General features: G+C 27.8%; 18 protein-coding genes and 1 pseudogene. 4 read left to right on the top strand and 15 right to left on the bottom strand.

All coding sequences use genetic code 11. The annotated features are described in order from the left end of the window. Positions 1-48 precede the first annotated feature (48 nt). Both ABDZ71_RS04705 and ABDZ71_RS04700 read right to left on the bottom strand, forming a co-directional pair. Positions 49-216 carry a hypothetical protein gene (locus ABDZ71_RS04705; protein ID WP_343759349.1) on the bottom strand — a complete coding sequence of 56 codons (168 nt, stop codon included), beginning with the start codon at positions 214-216 and terminating at the stop codon, positions 49-51. 164 nt (positions 217-380) lie between these two features. Further along, entirely contained in the window at positions 381-614 is a 234-nt protein-coding gene (locus ABDZ71_RS04700; RefSeq protein WP_343759347.1) for a helix-turn-helix transcriptional regulator, read from the bottom strand. A gap of 170 nt (positions 615-784) precedes the next feature. On the opposite strand from ABDZ71_RS04700, the gene ABDZ71_RS04695 reads away from it, so the two are divergent. After that, complete coding sequence (locus ABDZ71_RS04695; protein WP_343759344.1) at positions 785-1165, top strand: helix-turn-helix domain-containing protein; 381 nt, start codon at positions 785-787, stop codon at positions 1163-1165. Between the two features lie 39 nt (positions 1166-1204). Here the strand turns inward: ABDZ71_RS04695 and ABDZ71_RS04690 are convergent, their stop codons facing one another. Continuing rightward, the gene (locus tag ABDZ71_RS04690) at positions 1205-1342 is read right to left on the bottom strand and encodes a hypothetical protein (RefSeq protein WP_343759342.1); all 138 of its coding nucleotides are present in this window, start codon (positions 1340-1342) and stop codon (positions 1205-1207) included. 284 nt (positions 1343-1626) lie between these two features. Here ABDZ71_RS04690 and ABDZ71_RS04685 point away from each other — a divergent pair, with 284 nt between their 5' ends. From ABDZ71_RS04685 to ABDZ71_RS04675, 3 genes and pseudogenes are all read left to right on the top strand, one after another. Continuing rightward, on the top strand, positions 1627-3645 hold the full coding sequence (locus ABDZ71_RS04685) for a tetratricopeptide repeat protein (protein WP_343759339.1): 2019 nt from the start codon (positions 1627-1629) through the stop codon (positions 3643-3645). Positions 3646-3788: 143 nt separating this feature from the next. Beyond that, the gene (locus ABDZ71_RS04680; RefSeq protein WP_343759337.1) at positions 3789-5420 is read left to right on the top strand and encodes a recombinase family protein; all 1632 of its coding nucleotides are present in this window, start codon (positions 3789-3791) and stop codon (positions 5418-5420) included. A gap of 51 nt (positions 5421-5471) precedes the next feature. Then, a pseudogene (locus ABDZ71_RS04675) lies at positions 5472-6410 on the top strand (sulfide/dihydroorotate dehydrogenase-like FAD/NAD-binding protein); the annotation flags it as partial. A gap of 1194 nt (positions 6411-7604) precedes the next feature. On the opposite strand, the gene ABDZ71_RS04670 reads toward ABDZ71_RS04675, so the two are convergent. From ABDZ71_RS04670 to ABDZ71_RS04615, 12 genes are all read right to left on the bottom strand, one after another. Further along, positions 7605-8534 carry an N-acetylmuramoyl-L-alanine amidase gene (locus tag ABDZ71_RS04670; RefSeq protein WP_343759335.1) on the bottom strand — a complete coding sequence of 310 codons (930 nt, stop codon included), beginning with the start codon at positions 8532-8534 and terminating at the stop codon, positions 7605-7607. Between the two features lie 71 nt (positions 8535-8605). After that, positions 8606-9013: a phage holin family protein gene (locus ABDZ71_RS04665; RefSeq protein ID WP_343759333.1), complete on the bottom strand. Its 408-nt coding sequence runs from the start codon at positions 9011-9013 to the stop codon at positions 8606-8608. Between the two features lie 71 nt (positions 9014-9084). Further along, positions 9085-9237, bottom strand: coding sequence for a hypothetical protein (locus ABDZ71_RS04660; protein WP_343759330.1), 153 nt, complete (start codon positions 9235-9237; stop codon positions 9085-9087). A 67-nt stretch (positions 9238-9304) separates the two neighbouring features. After that, positions 9305-9652, bottom strand: coding sequence for a hypothetical protein (locus ABDZ71_RS04655; protein WP_343759328.1), 348 nt, complete (start codon positions 9650-9652; stop codon positions 9305-9307). Between the two features lie 16 nt (positions 9653-9668). Beyond that, the gene (locus ABDZ71_RS04650; RefSeq protein WP_343759325.1) at positions 9669-10076 is read right to left on the bottom strand and encodes a gp53-like domain-containing protein; all 408 of its coding nucleotides are present in this window, start codon (positions 10074-10076) and stop codon (positions 9669-9671) included. 15 nt (positions 10077-10091) lie between these two features. Then, a complete protein-coding gene (locus ABDZ71_RS04645) occupies positions 10092-12401 on the bottom strand; it encodes a Gp37-like protein (RefSeq protein ID WP_343759323.1) in 2310 nt (769 codons plus the stop codon). Continuing rightward, complete coding sequence (locus ABDZ71_RS04640) at positions 12383-13009, bottom strand: hypothetical protein (RefSeq protein WP_343759322.1); 627 nt, start codon at positions 13007-13009, stop codon at positions 12383-12385. The genes ABDZ71_RS04645 and ABDZ71_RS04640 overlap by 19 nt, the downstream gene beginning before the upstream one ends. Before the next feature lie 11 nt (positions 13010-13020). Further along, the gene (locus ABDZ71_RS04635; protein WP_343759320.1) at positions 13021-13896 is read right to left on the bottom strand and encodes a phage tail domain-containing protein; all 876 of its coding nucleotides are present in this window, start codon (positions 13894-13896) and stop codon (positions 13021-13023) included. Positions 13897-13908: 12 nt separating this feature from the next. Next, positions 13909-16599 carry a phage tail tape measure protein gene (locus tag ABDZ71_RS04630; protein WP_343759318.1) on the bottom strand — a complete coding sequence of 897 codons (2691 nt, stop codon included), beginning with the start codon at positions 16597-16599 and terminating at the stop codon, positions 13909-13911. Positions 16600-16927: 328 nt separating this feature from the next. Then, a complete protein-coding gene (locus ABDZ71_RS04625) occupies positions 16928-17236 on the bottom strand; it encodes a hypothetical protein (RefSeq protein WP_343759316.1) in 309 nt (102 codons plus the stop codon). An 11-nt stretch (positions 17237-17247) separates the two neighbouring features. Beyond that, positions 17248-17772, bottom strand: a complete 525-nt coding sequence (locus tag ABDZ71_RS04620) for a hypothetical protein (protein ID WP_343759314.1) — start codon at positions 17770-17772, stop codon at positions 17248-17250. Positions 17773-17777: 5 nt separating this feature from the next. Beyond that, the gene (locus ABDZ71_RS04615; RefSeq protein ID WP_343759312.1) at positions 17778-18113 is read right to left on the bottom strand and encodes a hypothetical protein; all 336 of its coding nucleotides are present in this window, start codon (positions 18111-18113) and stop codon (positions 17778-17780) included. Positions 18114-18139: the final 26 nt, after the last annotated feature.

The raw sequence follows: 18139 nt of genomic DNA, 5'->3' as shown, positions 1-18139 counted from the left end.
TTTTTTAGTTAACAAAATTTTTTAAAAAGGCTTTTCAGCCTTACTTATCTAAGAGTTTTCTAGCCTATAAATCATTTCATCTATTGCCTTTGGAGGAAGTTCTTCAACTAAATAGTCTGCTAATATTTCCATTGCTTTTTCTTGTAATTCTCTCTCTCCTTCTTTAGGATCTACACCTTCTGGATATTCAACTTTAACCCCTAATATCTTAGCCACTATTCTTCCTCCTTTCTTAAAATTACTTTCTGCTATCCATATTATGTTTTATCTTATCTAGTGGTGATAACATTGCTCTAATTTATGAAATTATAATCTATAAATTTTTCACACTACATCCTTCTTTTACTAAACTAAAAATCAAAACACTGGATAAAATATTATTAGGCTGAACTTTCTGTCCCCACATTGGGTACTGAATTATTAAAAAAAATTTCATCTATAGAAGTTTCAAAATAATCTGCTATTTGTTTTGCTTCTTCTAAAGTAAAAGATTTTTTCCCATTTTCTTTAAAATTATAAGTATTAAGACTAACTCCTAATAATTCAGCTATTACAGATTGATTAATTCCTTTTAATTGTCTATATGCTTTAAGCTTTTTAAACTTTCTATTCATAAAATCACCTCCTTTTCAGTACTCTTATTGAGTACGATTTTATTATAGTCCCCTTATTGGGTACTGTCAATATATATTTTGTATTATTTTTAAAAAAATATTCACTTTGAGTACAATTATTTTAAATTGTCCTCAAAATGTTATAATTATTGTGAAAGGAGGGATAAGGTATGGCAACATTTGGTGAACGTTTAAGAAGTTTAAGACAAGAAAAAGAATATTCAATAAGAAAACTTGCTGAACTTCTTAATTTTGGTAAAACAACTATTGCAAATTGGGAAAAAGATAACAGGTTTCCAGATAGAGAGACCATCCTCAAATTAGCAAATTTCTTTAACGTGACAACTGACTATCTCCTTGGAAGAACTGATGATTCAAATTCAAAGATATTTAAATCTACAATAGATGGACATAAATATGAAATGGAAATAGATAAATCTTATCCTTATGATTTAGACCCTAATGAAGTTGAAGATTTACTTAAAAATCTTGAATCAGTAGGTTTTGATGTTAATAAACTAATAGAGAAAATTAAAAAGACTGGTAATTAATAAAACAATTAATACTTCAATTACTAAATTAAGCAACTATCAAATTTTAGATAGTTGCTTTTTGCAATATATATTTTTATCATAAGAATTTTTATTTACCGTTTTTTTCTCAAATACACTTCTATTATCTTTAATTATTGATTTTATATTTTTCAGCAATAAAATTTTTTTATTCATTACTACCCCTCCGCATCCATCAATTATAGATTACCACTTTTGTTTTATTTTTACAAGAACATATGTTCTAGAAGTTGTAAAATAGACTAATTGTATGAGTAATATTATTTAAATTTAAAATTATTAGATAAAAACATAATTCCATTATTTGTTTATGTTTTTATACTACTTTGTTATAATTGTATATTATTAAGATTTTCATATTAATAAAAATTATTATTGGTAAAATATATGCCAAATATAAAACAGTTCATATCTAATCTAAACAGAAAGAAGGTAAAAAGATGAGATATAAAGTAAGTGCAATCGTAAATTTTCCTGATAATGTTGTAGGAAAAAGTATTGAAGAATTAGAAATAGAAGAAACTGATACAGAAGTAAAAATCCAAACAAAAGATTTATCAGAAAAAGAAGTAATAATTGGAGCCACAAATAAAATACCACCTAAAGAATTAACAAAACTATTTAATAAAGCAAAAGAACAACGTCATGTTAAAGTTACTGCTGTTGTTGATGTAAATGATAACAGAAAAGAATGGTTAGTTGCTAATCAATGTATAGAAAATTTATGTTCTTGGCTTACATTCTTGACACTTAGACCATTTGAAATTATATCTTGGGATGTTGCAACCAATATTAATGATAACACTATAAATATTACTAAATGTCCCAATATTCCATTTGATAAAAATTCAACAATGAAAATAACTTCATATAATCCAGCAAGAAACCTTGATTTAACAAAATTTTTAAGAATAAAATTACCAGAAGAACTATACCATATATTAAGATGGTTAAGGAAAGGATTACTAACAAACCACATAGAAGAAAAATTAATATTTTGGGCTACTGCAATGGAAGGCGTATCAGAAGAATTATGGAACCAAGAAAATAATACGGCAACGTGTCCAAAGTGTAAAACTAAATTTGCTATAAGTCCTTCAGCTAGTAAAACAGGTCTCATAAATTTTATTAAACAGCAATTAGGATATAGTCGCAGTAAAATATATGACCCAATATGGAAAGTAAGAAGCAAATTTGTACATGCAGCAATAAAAGATATAGATTATTTTTCAGAAGAATTAAAAATTATTCAAGACGGAGCCTGGGCTCTTCTTATAAGTGTAACATCATATTATATATTAACAAGAACTGATTTGCCATTTAAAGAAAAAGAAACTGCACTAAAAAACTTTAATTATCACCACCCTGTACTAGGTCAATTAACTGATCTTAAAAATTCTTTAGATAAACTCGCCTCTATTAAAGAAATTAAAAAAAAAGTTGAATCTAATGAATTATTTAATGAAGCTTTAGTTTTATATAATAATAAAAATTATGAAAAAGCTTTAGAAAAATATAACGAAGCATTGGATATAAATCCCAATAACTGTTCTATACTATGTAATAGAGGCCTTATTTATAAAGAATTAGGCAATTATAAATTAGCTTTAGAAGCTTATAATAAAGCATTAAAAATTAACCCTAATCATTATCTAGCCTTATCTAATCGTAGTATTATATATAGTCTACAAGGGAAAAATAATTTAGCTTTAAAAGATTGTAATAAAGCTTTGAAGATACACTATGATGATTATGAAATATTATATAATCGTAGCATCATTTATTATGAACAAAAAAAATATGATTTAGCTTTAAAGGATTGTAATGAAGCTTTGAAACTTAATCCAAAATACTACTCTGCAATATGTATTAGGAGTGCACTTTATGCTAAGTTAGAAAAATATGATTTAGCTTTAACTGATTATACTAGCGCTTTACAAATTAATCCCAATAATTATAAAATATTATATAATCGTGGTATTATTTACTTAAATTCCCAAAAATATAATTTAGCTTTAGATGATTTTACTAAAGTATTAAATCTTGAACCTAATCATTATCTAGCATTACTTAATTGTGGAGTTATTTATAGCAAACAAAAAAAATATAACTTAGCTTTAAATATTTATAAAAAGGCATTAAAGCTCAAACCTAATAGTTTTAAAATCCATCTTAATTTAGCCAATTTATATAGACAAATAAATAAAATAGATTCAGCAGAGAAAGAAATATCAGCTGCTAAATCTATTGAAGATAATAATCCTTACGTTTTATCTTGCGATGCAGAAATTGCTTTGAGTAAAAATGAAAAAGAAAGATTCTATAAAAGTATAACTAAAGCTCTTGAAAATGGTTTGCCTTTTAAAGTTATTTATAATTATTCTATTTATAATAGTATAATTGATGAACCTAAATTTAAAACGCTTTTAGAAAAATATAAAAATAATAATTTATTATAAATTTATATTCAAACTCTAATTTCATATTTATAAATATAAACCCAAATACAAATTGCTCCTTTGTACTGGGTTTTATTTTACCCTATTTTACATATTTACCTTTCAGTATATTAATTATAAAATAATTATAGGAGGTGCTTTCAATGAAAACCATAGCAATATATACACGTAAATCTCTTTTTACTGGTAAAGGTGACTCTATAGGAGCACAAATAGATACTTGTAAAAGATTTATAGATTATAAATTCAACAATAAAGAATATGAATTAAAAATTTTTCAAGATGAAGGTTGGAGTGGTAAAACTACAGATAGACCTCAATTTATTGAATTAATGAAACTAATAAAAGATAAAAAAATAGATTATGTAATAAGCTATAAACTAGACCGCTTAGGAAGAACCGCTAGAGATTTACATAATTTTTTATATGAATTAGATAAACTTGGAATTATATACTTAAGTGCTACAGAACCATATGATACTACTACATCTGCTGGTAGATTTATGATATCTATTTTAGCCGCAATGGCACAAATGGAACGTGAACGCTTAGCTGAAAGAGTAAAAGGTGGTATGATGCAATTAGCTAAAAAAGGTCGTTGGCTCGGTGGTCAAACTCCTCTCGGATTTGATTCTAAAAAAGAAATCTTAATTGATGATACGGGAAAAGAACGTCAAATGATGAAACTAACTCCTAATAAAGAAGAAATTAAAATAGTAAAATTAATATATTTAAGATACTTGGAATTAGGCAGTATGAGTCAAGTGAGGAAATACTGTATTGAAAATAGTATTAAAGGGAAAAATGGAGGAGATATATCTACTGCAACTTTAAAACAAATATTAACATCCCCTATTTATGTTAAAAGCACAGAATCTATAATTAATTTTTTAAAAAATCAAAATATAAATGTTTTTGGTATACCTAATAAAAATGGAATTCTTACTTTCAATAAAACAAAAGATATAAGAATAGAAAGAGATAAATCTGAATGGATTGCAGCAGTTGGAAAACATAAAGGTATAATTTCTTCTAAAGATTGGCTAAAAGTACAACATCAACTTGAAGAACAAAAAGATAAGCAAATTAAAACTTCTGGCAGACAAGGAACATCTAGCACAGCAATATTATCAGGTATTATTAAATGTGCTAAATGTGGAAGCAATATGATAGTAAAAACAGGTCATAAAAGCAAAAAAAATCCTGGTACCACTTATAGTTATTATGTATGTAGTAACAAGAATTCTAGTTATAAGAATAACTGTGACAATAAAAATCTTAGAGTAGACCAAGCAGAACAATATAGTATAAGCCAAATTAAATTATTTAACAAAGAAATTTTTCTTAACAAACTTAAACATGCTTCAGAAAAATCAAAAGAAGTTAAAAAAAATGATATTACTAATAAGATTGAAATGTTGCAAAGTGCTATAAAAGAAAAAGAAAAATCTGTTTCTAACCTAGTAAAGAAACTATCTCTTATTGAAGATGAAAATATATCAAATATCATATTAGATGAAATAACAAATATAAACAAAGAAACTGGTAAGTTAAATCTAGAGTTAGAACAAGAGAAAATAAAAGAAAATGAATTTACTTCTGCCCAAGTAGATATAACTTCATATATAAGTGCACTAGAAACTTTTAATAGAAATATAGATGTAGTTTCTGATCCTATAAAAAAGAAAAGATTATTTAAATCTATAATAAAAGAAATTCTGTGGGATGGTCAATATTTAAAAATCATACCTTTAATAGAAGGCAAAAAAAAATAGATCTTATATTGGAAAATGTATCTAATTTATCGTCTTTTAATATAGGAATGATGCCCTTGTCATCTAGCAGAAACTGGGGATTGCTTATTGTGTTCCCAACTTTCCGGAAAGAAATTCTGTGATTGCATCAATTGGAAGGGAGTTTGTATATATCAAGAATATGTTTGGAATGGTAAGAAAGCTAAGGAGGGCAGAAAAAATTATACAGGAACCATATTAAAAAAAGAAAACATACAAGACCGTACATTTATATTTACTATAAGAGTAACTCATAAGTTAGCTCAAGATTTAATTTATCCTGGTAGCTTTGTATTTTTAAGAAAAATGGAAGACGCACAATTTTATGACGCACCTATTTCAATAATGGATGTAGATACTCAAGAAAACTTTATAAAGGTAGCAATTGAAGTTCAAGGAGTTAAAACTAAAACTATAACCAGTTTAGATGAAGGAGAAAAGCTTCTTGTAAGAGGACCTTTTTGGAATGGAGTTTTAGGCCTTAAAAATTTAAAGGAAACTAAAGATAGTACTTGCATTTTAATCGCTAGAGGTATAGGGCAAGCACCTATGGTACCTGTTATGAAAAAATTATATGCTAATGGAAACAAGATTATAGCTATAATTGACAAAACTTCATATGATGACATATTAATAAGGAAATACTTAGATTTATATAATGTAGATTTAATAGAAAGCAGTACACTTTTTAGTGGAGAATTAACTAAAAGCTTAAAGGATAACATTAAAAACATAATGAAAGTGAAAAATGTTGGATTAATACATTGTTCAGCTCAGGATATAATCATTTATAAACTTTTAGAATTTTTAGATGGAAAGGTTAAAACTTCCTGTTGTAATAATGCTAAAATGTGCTGTGGTGAAGGTGTTTGCGGAACCTGTACTGCAAGGTTTAAAGGTCATGTAGTTAAAAGACTTTGTAAACTTCAAACAGATCCAGAGTATATATTTAGAGGAAGAAGATTTATTTAATCAATTAATAATTATCAAATAACAATAAAAATTTGAATTTATATCAAGTTATGAAATCAAAACCTAATATTTGTGGTTTAGATTTTTTCATTTATAAAGGATATGTGAGGTTTAATCTAATTGACAATTATCAATTAACAAATAACAATGAAAACAATTGGTAATTCAATTTATAATTATCAAATAGAAAATAACAATTGACAATTCAATTAACATTTATTAAATAACAAATAAAACTTAAAAAAATTGACGCAGCAATCTATATGTATTAAATAATAATTGTCAAGTGTATAATTATAATTTCAAGTTAATCTCTGCTTAATTAAGATTTAAATAAATAACTAGTCTTTATGATAGTTGTTCTTTAAACTTTTGGTTATATAAATTTATTGATATTTCATTCTAAGCTTATATAACCATTTTATTAATTATATTTATGATATATGAATTAAAATAGTTTTCCTATAAATTTTCATAAAATTTGGGGGTGTAGTATTACATGAAAGTAATAGTAATTGGTGCTGGCTGGGCAGGATGTGCAGTACATATAAAATTACACCTAATATAAAATAGAAGGTTAGGCTATAGATAAACCTAGTTAGCCTTCTACTTTAGTATAATTATATCATTTTTTTCTAATAATAACCCTTCTTTTATTATTTAATATAACAGTTTTAATAATCAATTTATTTTTTCCCTCTAACTCATTACTACACTCATATGTATTTTTGATATTATTCTTAACCAAAATGTAATCCCCCTATTACTTATTGTAATAATTAAATTATACAGGAATATTAATCCAAATACAAGAACTTATGTTCGACATAGTATAGTTCTTAATTGTTACTATTTTTACAATCTTTTCTTCAGATTATATCTATAATTGTAATTTAAGAATTATTTTGTACATTTTTTCAATATACTAGTTAACTCTACTAAAATAAGCCTAGACATAAAATTTAAAAATATGTATGATTTTTTGTATTAATATTAAAATAAGTAAAACTATTTTATACGCAATAAAATTCATCATATTATTTAAATAAAAAATCCTATATGTTTTATTACCATTATCATTTTTATTTATAATTATTCACATTGCTTATTTAGCTAAAATAATCTCAACAAAAATTTATACTAATACTAGCCAAAAAGGTAACTATAGTAAAAAACTGTAGTTACCATTAAATCTTATCTCATATTCCTTTCTAACGCTTTCCAAGTATCTAACCCAACAACTCCATCTACATTTAAATTGCAATCTCTTTGAAAAGCTTTCACTGCTATTAATGTACCTTCTCCAAATACTCCATCAGATCCATAATATCCTACAGGATAACCAATTGTAATCAACATCTGTTGAAGCTTAATAACATATTCACCACTATTACCTTGTCTTAATACTGGATAAGACTTAATTGATGGATAAATTTGCTTACCACTAGAGTTAAATACTTTATATCCTGAATGTTTTCTACATTCATCTATAGCATTCTGAAGAACTCTATAAGCTCCTACTTGTGACCTAACATTTTCCCATGATTTTCTTACTCTATATAATTCAGAATTTGAAGTATTAGAACTATTGTCACCAGCTGTTGTACTTGTAGTCTTTCCAACTAATCCTTTAACTATTGCATTTGCCATGCTTTCAGAATTAAATCTATTCATATCATTTTTGTTATCACAAAAACAACATTCTATTAACATTGCTTCAGCTTTTGTATTTCTAATTACATATAAATTTGAACCATCTTTTATTCCTCTGTTTGTATAACCTAATCCAACTATATTATTTAATACACTAACAGCTTTAGATGTTCTCTCTCCTTGGTAAGTATAAACTTCTGTACCATAAGCGGATCCATTGAAACAATTAAAATGAATAGATACATATAAGTCAACGTTATTAGTATTAGCTGTATTAGTTCTATAACTTAAACTATCATTTAAACTACTACAAGTATCCTTATAACACTTAACTACCCTATGACCTAAAGCTTGTAATTTTGCTATAACATTAGTTCCTACTTCTCTAGTTAATCTAGACTCTTCCTTAATTCCTGATGCTCCATAATCTGATCCAGATAAGGTATGACCACAATCGATTCCTATTTTCATAATAAATTCCTCCTAAAATTCAAACTATTTTTGACAAAACAAAAAGAACAAAACTATTAATCCTGTCCTTTTTATATTTCTTTTTTATTTCCTTTTTTTAATTGCACTAGCATTTCTTTAAGCTTTTCAGGAACTGGTACACCTAATTGAGTACAATTTTCTAATAAACTTATTCCTTCATTAGCTATATAAAAATATGCTACTAAACTTCTAAACATCCAATTTCCCATATTTAATAACCTATCTAACATTACAGCCACAATAAGCACTATAAATATAACTACTTTTCTAGCTATACCTTTTAATCCTACATCAGAACTTAATTCCTTATTTACCGCTCCTCTTAATAAACCTGTACAATAATCTAAACACATAAATACTACTAAAACTATTAAAGCGTTATCCCATGTTCCAAATAACCAAGTAAACCACGTTCCTATAGTTGCTACCATTACATTAAATATTTTTTGTTTATCCATTTTTTACTCTCTTTCATATAATGTTAAATTAATAATAAAAAAACTTTTAAAAAGTCTTAACTATTTATTATCTATTTTGTTATAAAACCTACCTCAATCAAAACCTCATTCACACAATCTCTAAGATTCAAAAGTTTTGGAACCTGATTATAGCTATAAGTTCCATTCATTATTAAGGTTACCCAAATTTTTGTACAACCACTTTCCTTATCAAATTTAAACATATCTAGCATCCTCCTATCAAAATAATTTATTTTATTTATTATTTTTTAACATAAAAAATACACCTTTTTACTGTTTAGGTGTTCCTTGTTGCATTGCTATTAAATTCATTATTTCAGCCATACTTTGTTGTGTTTCTTCCATTTGTTTTTTCAATTTTTCATTTTCTTGTTGAAGCTTTTCAAATGGTGTTGCTTCTACTTTCTGTGGATCTACTGGTTCTATAATAACTTTTTCAAATATTTCTTCAAACGTAGAACCATTTATATTTTTTATTGTAAATTCTTTTCCTTGACTTTGCTCTCTAAAAAATCTATTATAAATTTCTTCTGTTATTTCTACATCTGTCTCTTCTATGTTATTAACCTCTGAATCCTTAAAGCCAAAGTAATTATCTTCTAAAAATATATATCTCATAATCAATATCTCCTTTTTAATGTCCTATTGCAAACCAATAAATTCCTAATCTATCGTTCTGTGAAGCTCTCAAAATATTGGCACACCCTAAATTAACACTACTCCTATTATTGGCTGCACCAAAAGCCCAATTTCTAGCATTAGTAGTAAAAGCTAGAAAACAAAAATCACTATTTGTAAATGATGTAGGTAAAGAAAGATTATTTATATATTTATAGTAAATACCTTCTGTTGAATCATTATGCCCTCCAGAAGGAGTCATATAAAATCCCCATTGTAGTATCACTCCTCCTGGTAATTTTCTGTATCCATTTTTACCAAGTGATTGAACTTGATTTACTATCATATCTTCACTAGTTTTAAAAAATATATCATCAAAACCACTACCATTATCAACTTTGTATACAGCTTTTTTTACTGTCATTTAATCATCTCCTTTTTATAATGTTTGTATCCAAACTCGTCCTCTTATATGTCCCGATGGTTGTGCTTTAGAGGTTATAATTTGTGTTCCATCTTTTCCTGGTGGACCAGTATTCCCCCTAGGTCCTTGTAGTCCTTGTAGTCCTTGTAGTCCTCTACTACCTGTTGCCCCTCTTGGTCCTACACTTCCAGTATTTCCTTTATCACCCTTAGGTCCTTGTATACCCTGAATTCCTCTTGGCCCTTGAATACCTCGTGATGGTTTTCTTGTATCTGTAGAACCCAAAAACCAGTTTCCGTTTCTTCCAATAGTAGGGGTTATTCCATTATTTCCTTTTGATCCAATTAATCCTTGATCTCCTTTAGGTCCTTGTATACCTTGTGATCCTTGAGAACCTCTTGGTCCTATTGCTCCTGTATCGCCTTTATCTCCTTTTAATCCTCTTTCTCCTGTCTCACCTTTGTCTCCTTTTGGTCCTTGTACTCCTTGAGGTCCACGTGGCCCTTGTAAATCCTTTACTGCTTGCATCGCTTCTATAAATACAATTTCTCCATTAATTAAAGCTCTTTTTGTTGTTATTGAATTTCCACTTGTTTCTATAAAAGCTTTATTTCCTATTCTCATTCCATTTATATAAACAGCAATAGCATTAATACCTACTGGATATACATAACCATCATTCCAAGTAAAATTTTTCTGCCCTTCCGTTGCAGTAAAATACTTTTGAAATACTACATAGGATTGGCCATCTCCTGCTGGTCCTTGTACTCCTTGAGGGCCTCTTTCTCCTGTGTCACCTTTAAGACCTTTTGATCCTCGGTCTCCTTTATCCCCTTTTAAATTAACTCCTGAATCAAAACTACCATCTGGGTTTTCTAACTTTAAAATCGTTCCACTCCATCGATGGTTAATCTTATCTCCTTTATCTCCTTGTATTCCTCTTGACGGCTTTCCTGTATCTGTAGTTTCTAAAAACCAGTTGCCATTTGATCCAATAATAGGAGTTATTCCATTATTTCCTTTTGGTCCTGTTGCTCCTCCTTCTCCTTTAGTACCTTGAATACCTTGTGGTCCTGTTGAACCTGTTGCTCCAGTATCACCCTTATCACCTTTAGAACCCCTTACCCCTTGATCTCCTTTATCACCTTTAGGACCTTTTATATTTTTCATATCTGGAGTATCTAAAGAAGAATTTAAGTTCCATATTAAATTTCCATCATTATCTATAGAAGGTCTCCAAATTTTACTAGGTTTTTCATTGCTTACACTACTTGAAATATTACTAATTTCGTTTGTTATTTTTTCTGTAAATAAAGGAATTACACTTCCTAGCACTATTTCTATTTTTCTATTTCCTTCATAAATTTCTGTAACTTCTACTACTCTTTGAGCGGACTTACCTAAAGTATTTTTTAATAATACAATATCTCCTAAATTCCAATCTTTCTCATACTGAAAATTTGAATTTATAACAGTACTTTCATTTGAAGTTATATAATCATATTCTGCTAATTTAGATTTTGCCTTATCACCTAATTTATCATCTTCCTCTATATCTGTAGCATCTATAAACAATTCTCTTCTTTCAAGGCCTGTAGCATTATCTTTAAATACTTCTTTAATTCCTATATCCTGTTCTTCATCTTGACTTGCTACATATCCCATAGTTCTATATGAAAGTGAATTATTTGTATGGGTAGAATCAGTTATGTTATCAAATTCTTCACTAAATATAACTGTACTATTTCCACCGCTTCTATCTCTTCCTTCAATAATATCAAATATAAATTTCTTTTTTTCTAAATCTATATAGACTTCAAATCCTATACCAACACAATTACATATCTGCTCCAATTCTAAATCTAGTACTTTAAATCTAGATTGCCAAGCTATAGTTTTACCTCTATTTTTGTTAGGATTTATTTTCAATTGAAGCATTTTTCTTTTACTATCTACTGGATTAATACAGTTATTTATTACATAATGTTTTATTACACTTTCTACATTAGATTTTATTTCATCATGTACCTTTCCTATTGGTGGAACTGTTATTCTCCTACATAATACAGATTTCAAATCCCTACCTTTAGCTGTTATAATCTTTTTACTTTCATCTATTGAAACTTCTTCTATAATACCAGCTTTTTTAGGACTAATAAAAATTATGTTATCATCTTTTAATATATTGATATACTTTATGGGAGCTACTATTTGAAATTCCTTAGCTTTAGTAAAATTTCTTACAAAATAAAAAGATATATAATCTTCTATATCTCCTAAAAATTGAAAACTACTATTTATTATTTTTATAGTGTTTGTATCCATATATCTCCCACCTTACTTGATGATGGACTACCTTTCTGTATATAAACCCCTCTAATACTTTGTCCTTGCATACTATTAAACCAACTTTGCCACATTGTTTTTAAACTATTCCATTCACTATTAAATCTATCCCATATTTGTTGTATATCAGCTTTTCCAGTAAAACTCATGAATCCACATACATTACTATCCATTCTTTCATCTATTATAGAAAAATTAGACCCGCTTATATTTATTTTTGCTAAACTCAATTCATAAGTAGATGTATCTCGTTGCAATGTAGGTGGCTTATTTGTTGTACCTTGCTTAATCTTAACATTTAAAGTTCTGTTTATCAGATCTAATTTCAACACTATTCTATCCTGTCTAGTTGTCCCTACTGGTATAGTTTTAATTAATGATGTTGAATTTAAATATAAATATCCATTAATACATGCAGAACCTCCACTTATTTCTACTTGGCTATTTGATTTTTTTAATACTTTTAAACTTTGGGGATGTGGGTTAACACCTGTGGTTATAAAAGTTTTAAAATAATTTGAAAAGTCTTCTGCTTTATATCTTCTATCTCCTGCAACACTATTAAAAAATCCTCCAAACTCTGACATAAAATCACCTCCTATAAACTTAAATACTGATTTTTATACTTGACTATAACTGACTGAGGAATATAACTTCCTTCTGTACTATAACTTATAATATTATATCCAGTAAAAAGTTTAAAAAAGCAACTATTTATGTCAATATAATTATAAGCATTTTCTTTTCTTCCATCTGACTTTATTATTTCAACTCTTTTCATTCCATAAGCAGTTGATATATACAACATTTCTCCATCGTTAATTTTTTTATTAACTTTTATATATTGATTATTATTTAAAATTATTTTAGGATTTAGTGCTGGTGCTTTAAAATAAAATTCTAATGGAGCCTCCATTTGGCCACTGTTTACTAATTCTATTTCATTAGGTCCTTTTCTAGCCAATTCAAAACCTGATGAAGTTAATTCAAATGGGAATTCTAATCCACCTTCCCAAGTTTCAATATTTGTTATACTTTCTTTTTGATCCTGCCATAATGGATAGGGGGCTTCTAAATTAACCATAAAACCTAATAAATTTTTTGTATTTAATTCTATTGAAAATACTGGAACAGATATAGATACTACTTTAATTTCTTTTTTTACATAATCATTTGTATATTGGATTAATATTTTATCCATAGGATTTAAAATTGATACTAATTGCTTTTTAAATATTTCAACTTGATTTCTATCTTTTCCTATTATTATGCCTTCTAAAACTATATCTCTTTCTGTAAGAGATGTAGAATTGACACTTTGTCCAATTTGATTAACACCTTTTATTTTTGTGAACTCTCCTTTTGGCTGGTTGTCTTGAAATTTAGTACATAAAACTCCATTCTCTTTTACATAACTTTCTATGTTTATTTCTTCTTTATTTCTTAAATTTATTAATTTTATACTACACTCCATATAATCATCTCCTTATGAAAATTGTAATTCTCTTATACTTCTTTTTGTTGCTTTTGCAACCTCATAAGGAGATTCCATTCTACTATAAAAATTATTTGTAACTTTTATATCTCCACTACCTTTTTTATAAACTTCATTTTCCTCTGCTGTTAACACTCTTTCTCCTTTATGCAACCTAGCCATATATCCATCAAAAGGAACATATTCAAGACCATTATAAGCATATCCCGGTATTCCTAATCCACTTTTCACTATACTCCCTAAAGCTTGAAGAGGATGTTCTATAACATATCTTCTAGCATCCTCCCAAAGATTTGATACCCAATCAAATACATTAGGATTTTTTTCACTTTGAATCTCTATTGCTTTTTTATATATTTTTTCCCACACACCATTATATTTTCCTTTTATATTTTCAAATGGCACACCATCTTTTAAGTCTTGATTTATATCTTCTCTAGCTTTTATAGGGTTACCATATATCTCTCCTGTACTTCTATCCCAACTACCAACAATTCTTCCAGAAGCTTCGTCTACTTCCACATAACACTGATGCATTTGTCCTGTAGTTGTATCCTTTATGTTATAGTACCCTGTTTTATTAATTCCCATCATACCCTGCATATGCTGAGAATATCTTGTTAATCTTTTGTAGTTATTTTGCTCTTCATCACTCATAATTTTCCCATTAGATGTATCAACATAATCTATTAATTGAGGATACTTCTCCATGGCAGTTTTTAAAAAGCCTTGATATTTTTCTTTTTCTTTTTTAATAGATTTAGTTTTTAAGCCTTCTAATTTTTTAATTTTTTCATCACAAATTTTTTGTTCTTCTTTACTCATTTTAGGCCTATAAAGTTTTAATGTTTCTATTTGTTTATCATAATTTAACTTTATTGACTTCATTTCTTTATCTCTTGCTTTAGCTTTCTCTGATAATAATTTTGATAACCCATTCATATCCAAGTTTTTTATTCGTGCATTAAAATCAGCCTTAGCAGCTATTAGTTCCTGATTATTTTTTACAGTATTATTTAAAGAAACATTTCCTATTTTTTGAGTTAATTGTTCTATAGTTTTTATTTCATCTTCTTTTAAGTCTCTGTTTTGATTTGCTGCTTTAGCATATATATCATTTATTTGCTTTTGATAACCTTGAACCTCTTTTATTTGCTTATCCTGAGATTTGTTTAAAAAGTTCATTAATACTTTTTCGTTTTTATCTAAAACACCATCATCTGCCTTAAATGAATCTCCCATTTGTTTTTGAACTTGCGGACTTCTTTGCTTTATTTTTTGTATAGTTTCATTAAAAAGACTATCACTTCTTTTCTTTAAACCATCTATTTGCTTTTTACTTATAACCCCATCTAATCCGTTTGAATTCCTTAATTCAAAATTAAAATTTGCTATTTTGTCCGAAGTTTCAGTTAAAGCTTTTTGAGTTTGTGGTGAAATTTTACTACTCCACTCCTTATGTTTTATATTCATTTTATCCATTTGATCAGCTGTTAATGCTATATCACCATGTAAAACTTCTAAAACACTTCCAACTTTACCTATTTCTTCACGTGACTTTAAACAACTACCATTCATAAGTTCATTGTTTTTTACATATAAAGCAGCTCCACCTGCAACAGCCGCTAAAGTTCCAACTAATGGTAATGCTACACTTCCTAATGCTCCAAGTCCTGCAGCGGCTCCTCCTGCAGCAGCTCCAGCTCCAGCAGTTGCTACACCTGTTGCTCCTATTGCTCCAGTTATACCAGTAAATAACCCTATTCCTTTGCCAAGTATACTTAATACAGGTCCTAAAGCTATAGTAAATAATCCCGCTTTCACTATAAATCCTTTAGTCTCATCACTCATACCCGAAAAACTCTTAATTATGTCATTTGCTTTATTAATCATCGGAGTAAGGATAGGTATTAGAGTCTCCCCAATAGTCGCTCCTAATTCTTTTATAGAAGCAAAAAATATTTTAGTAGCATTTGAAGCTTCATCACTATTTCTAGAAAAATCACCTTGCCTATCTTTTGTCTCAGACATAACATAGTTATATCTTAACTGTACTTTTTCTGCTTCAGTCATATCTTTTATTTTCTTCTTTATTCCTTGACTTTCAGCAAAATGTTGTAAATTCGTTTCGCTCATTGTAATTCCCAATGATTGTAATGCCTTTGTTTCACCAGTATAAATACCAGTTAATGCATCCTTAGCTCTATCTATACTTATATTGTTGAAAGAAGCCATATCACTTGCAAGTTCAGTTAAACTCATAGAGTATTGCATGGACTTCTCTGAACTCAATCCCATTGCTGATCCCATATTTCCAAAATTACTTGCCATTTCTAAAGCACCAGTTTGAGTTATTCCCATTTTTTCAACTGATGTTTTAGACCATTCATTAACTACATCAGCATTATTTTTAAATACCTTATTAGCCTTATCTACACTTTCATTTAAATCTGATGCTAACTTAAAACTTTGACTTCCAACTTTAAGCATAGGCAAACTAACCTTACTAGTCATTTTAGACCCTATATCACTTAATTTCTTGCCTATTTTACTTAATTTGCTTTCAGCATTATTTGAAACTTCTGTAGTTCTCTGCTCTATTGTAGTCATACTTACATTAAAATTATTTAAATTCATTCTTACATTGACTACTAAAGGTGCTAATTCTACTCCACTGGCCATTTATCTACATCCACCTCCTTTGCCATTAGATTATTATCAAAAGATTTTATTTTTTTATAATCAGCTTTCACTTGCTTTAGATCCCACAGAATTGATAAAAACTCCCTACCTTTTTCTGTTTGTTTTAATCCATATATCCAAGATTCTTTTCTATATAATAAAAAAAGTGAATATGAAAGGTTATAGATATTATTAAAATCTAGTCCTGTATATTCACTTATACTTTTTATATCAGCAGTTGTATTGGTAAATTCCTTCTCCCACTGATCAATAGGAAAATATTTATTTATTATAGCTTCACCTATTTCTCCTTCTGGAAGTGGAATTTTTACTTTGGGTCTTCTTCTGCTCCTAATATAGCTTTTATAAGTTCCTTATATAACGCTTTTATTGAATTAAAAGATATGTTATCAATATCTTTATCATTAAATTTTTTATTAGTAGTATTATTATTCAAAAAATCTATAAGAATATTAGATTGTTTCTTATAGATTTCATCTTCACTTAAATCATCTATATTTTTTTCATAACTTCTTACTTTTTTAGCTAAGTAAAAAGTAGGCTGTTTAACTTTCACTACTTCCCCTTTTAATTTTATTTCTATAGGTTTATCATTTATCATATCTATATCTATCATTTTTAATCCCCCTATAATTCTTGTTCAAATGATGCTAAGAAGTTTTTAATATGTTCCACTCCTTGTAGCTCTGCATTTATAGTGGTTTCTTTATCACCAAAATCTAATCCAAATCCATTACCACCTTGACCTATCATTGTAAATCTAAGGTGTTTACCATTTTCTTCATGAACAAATCTTAATAATACAGTCTTTAGTGATCCACCACCACCAAAAGTAAGAGTTCTTACATTTTTCTCTGCATCTTCATCAATAGTAGCTGTTGATAATAAGGATAGTTTATTAAGATCCCATGTTATTATTCCTGTTTTAGCTGTTATTTGTTCGTTAGTTATGAAACTTTTAACTACTCTTCCATATTGATTTTTAACATCATATTTTTTAGGTTTATAATCTATCTTAAACCCTCCACTACAGTGTCCTACATTATGTTCATCATTTTCTATTTCTGCATGTTCTGGAATAGTATCTCCAGTAAATTCATACATATATACCTCTCCAGCACCTAGCATTATATCATCTTTATTAATTGGCATTTTATTTAACTCCTCTCATATTTAAAATTTATAATAAAAATCAAACTATCCTCATATATTTGTAAGTCATCCCTAAACAAAAGACCTCCCCCACTTAGGATACTTTTAAAAGTAACTCCATCATAAGTTATATATGAATCATCTGATTTCATAGCTAATATTCTTTTTAATTCTTTTTCAATTTCTTTTAACTTGTCATAATCATTCCATATTATTTTAATCTCTAATTGTGTTTGACTTACATAATCTGTTGTTATAGGTGTATAGTTATATACTAAAGACGGATTATTTATATCAAGTGTAAAGAGAGGGAATAATCTATTTTTACCAATCAAATCCACTAAGTTTTTCTTATTATTTAAATACT

Source organism: Clostridium oceanicum (genome assembly GCF_039521385.1).
Taxonomy (GTDB): Bacteria; Bacillota; Clostridia; order Clostridiales; family Clostridiaceae; genus Clostridium_F; species Clostridium_F oceanicum.
This window is presented reverse-complemented; position numbering and strand designations above follow the sequence as displayed.

Excerpts from the sequence above, each read along its gene's own strand:
- ABDZ71_RS04700 (WP_343759347.1), bottom strand. The coding sequence starts at position 614 with ATGAATAGAAAGTTTAAAAAGCTTAAAGCATATAGACAATTAAAAGGA.
- ABDZ71_RS04695 (WP_343759344.1), top strand. The coding sequence starts at position 785 with ATGGCAACATTTGGTGAACGTTTAAGAAGTTTAAGACAAGAAAAAGAA.
- ABDZ71_RS04690 (WP_343759342.1), bottom strand. The coding sequence starts at position 1,342 with ATGAATAAAAAAATTTTATTGCTGAAAAATATAAAATCAATAATTAAA.
- ABDZ71_RS04685 (WP_343759339.1), top strand. The coding sequence starts at position 1,627 with ATGAGATATAAAGTAAGTGCAATCGTAAATTTTCCTGATAATGTTGTA.
- ABDZ71_RS04680 (WP_343759337.1), top strand. The coding sequence starts at position 3,789 with ATGAAAACCATAGCAATATATACACGTAAATCTCTTTTTACTGGTAAA.
- ABDZ71_RS04670 (WP_343759335.1), bottom strand. The coding sequence starts at position 8,534 with ATGAAAATAGGAATCGATTGTGGTCATACCTTATCTGGATCAGATTAT.
- ABDZ71_RS04665 (WP_343759333.1), bottom strand. The coding sequence starts at position 9,013 with ATGGATAAACAAAAAATATTTAATGTAATGGTAGCAACTATAGGAACG.
- ABDZ71_RS04660 (WP_343759330.1), bottom strand. The coding sequence starts at position 9,237 with ATGTTTAAATTTGATAAGGAAAGTGGTTGTACAAAAATTTGGGTAACC.
- ABDZ71_RS04655 (WP_343759328.1), bottom strand. The coding sequence starts at position 9,652 with ATGAGATATATATTTTTAGAAGATAATTACTTTGGCTTTAAGGATTCA.
- ABDZ71_RS04650 (WP_343759325.1), bottom strand. The coding sequence starts at position 10,076 with ATGACAGTAAAAAAAGCTGTATACAAAGTTGATAATGGTAGTGGTTTT.
- ABDZ71_RS04645 (WP_343759323.1), bottom strand. The coding sequence starts at position 12,401 with ATGGATACAAACACTATAAAAATAATAAATAGTAGTTTTCAATTTTTA.
- ABDZ71_RS04640 (WP_343759322.1), bottom strand. The coding sequence starts at position 13,009 with ATGTCAGAGTTTGGAGGATTTTTTAATAGTGTTGCAGGAGATAGAAGA.
- ABDZ71_RS04635 (WP_343759320.1), bottom strand. The coding sequence starts at position 13,896 with ATGGAGTGTAGTATAAAATTAATAAATTTAAGAAATAAAGAAGAAATA.
- ABDZ71_RS04630 (WP_343759318.1), bottom strand. The coding sequence starts at position 16,599 with ATGGCCAGTGGAGTAGAATTAGCACCTTTAGTAGTCAATGTAAGAATG.
- ABDZ71_RS04625 (WP_343759316.1), bottom strand. The coding sequence starts at position 17,236 with ATGATAGATATAGATATGATAAATGATAAACCTATAGAAATAAAATTA.
- ABDZ71_RS04620 (WP_343759314.1), bottom strand. The coding sequence starts at position 17,772 with ATGCCAATTAATAAAGATGATATAATGCTAGGTGCTGGAGAGGTATAT.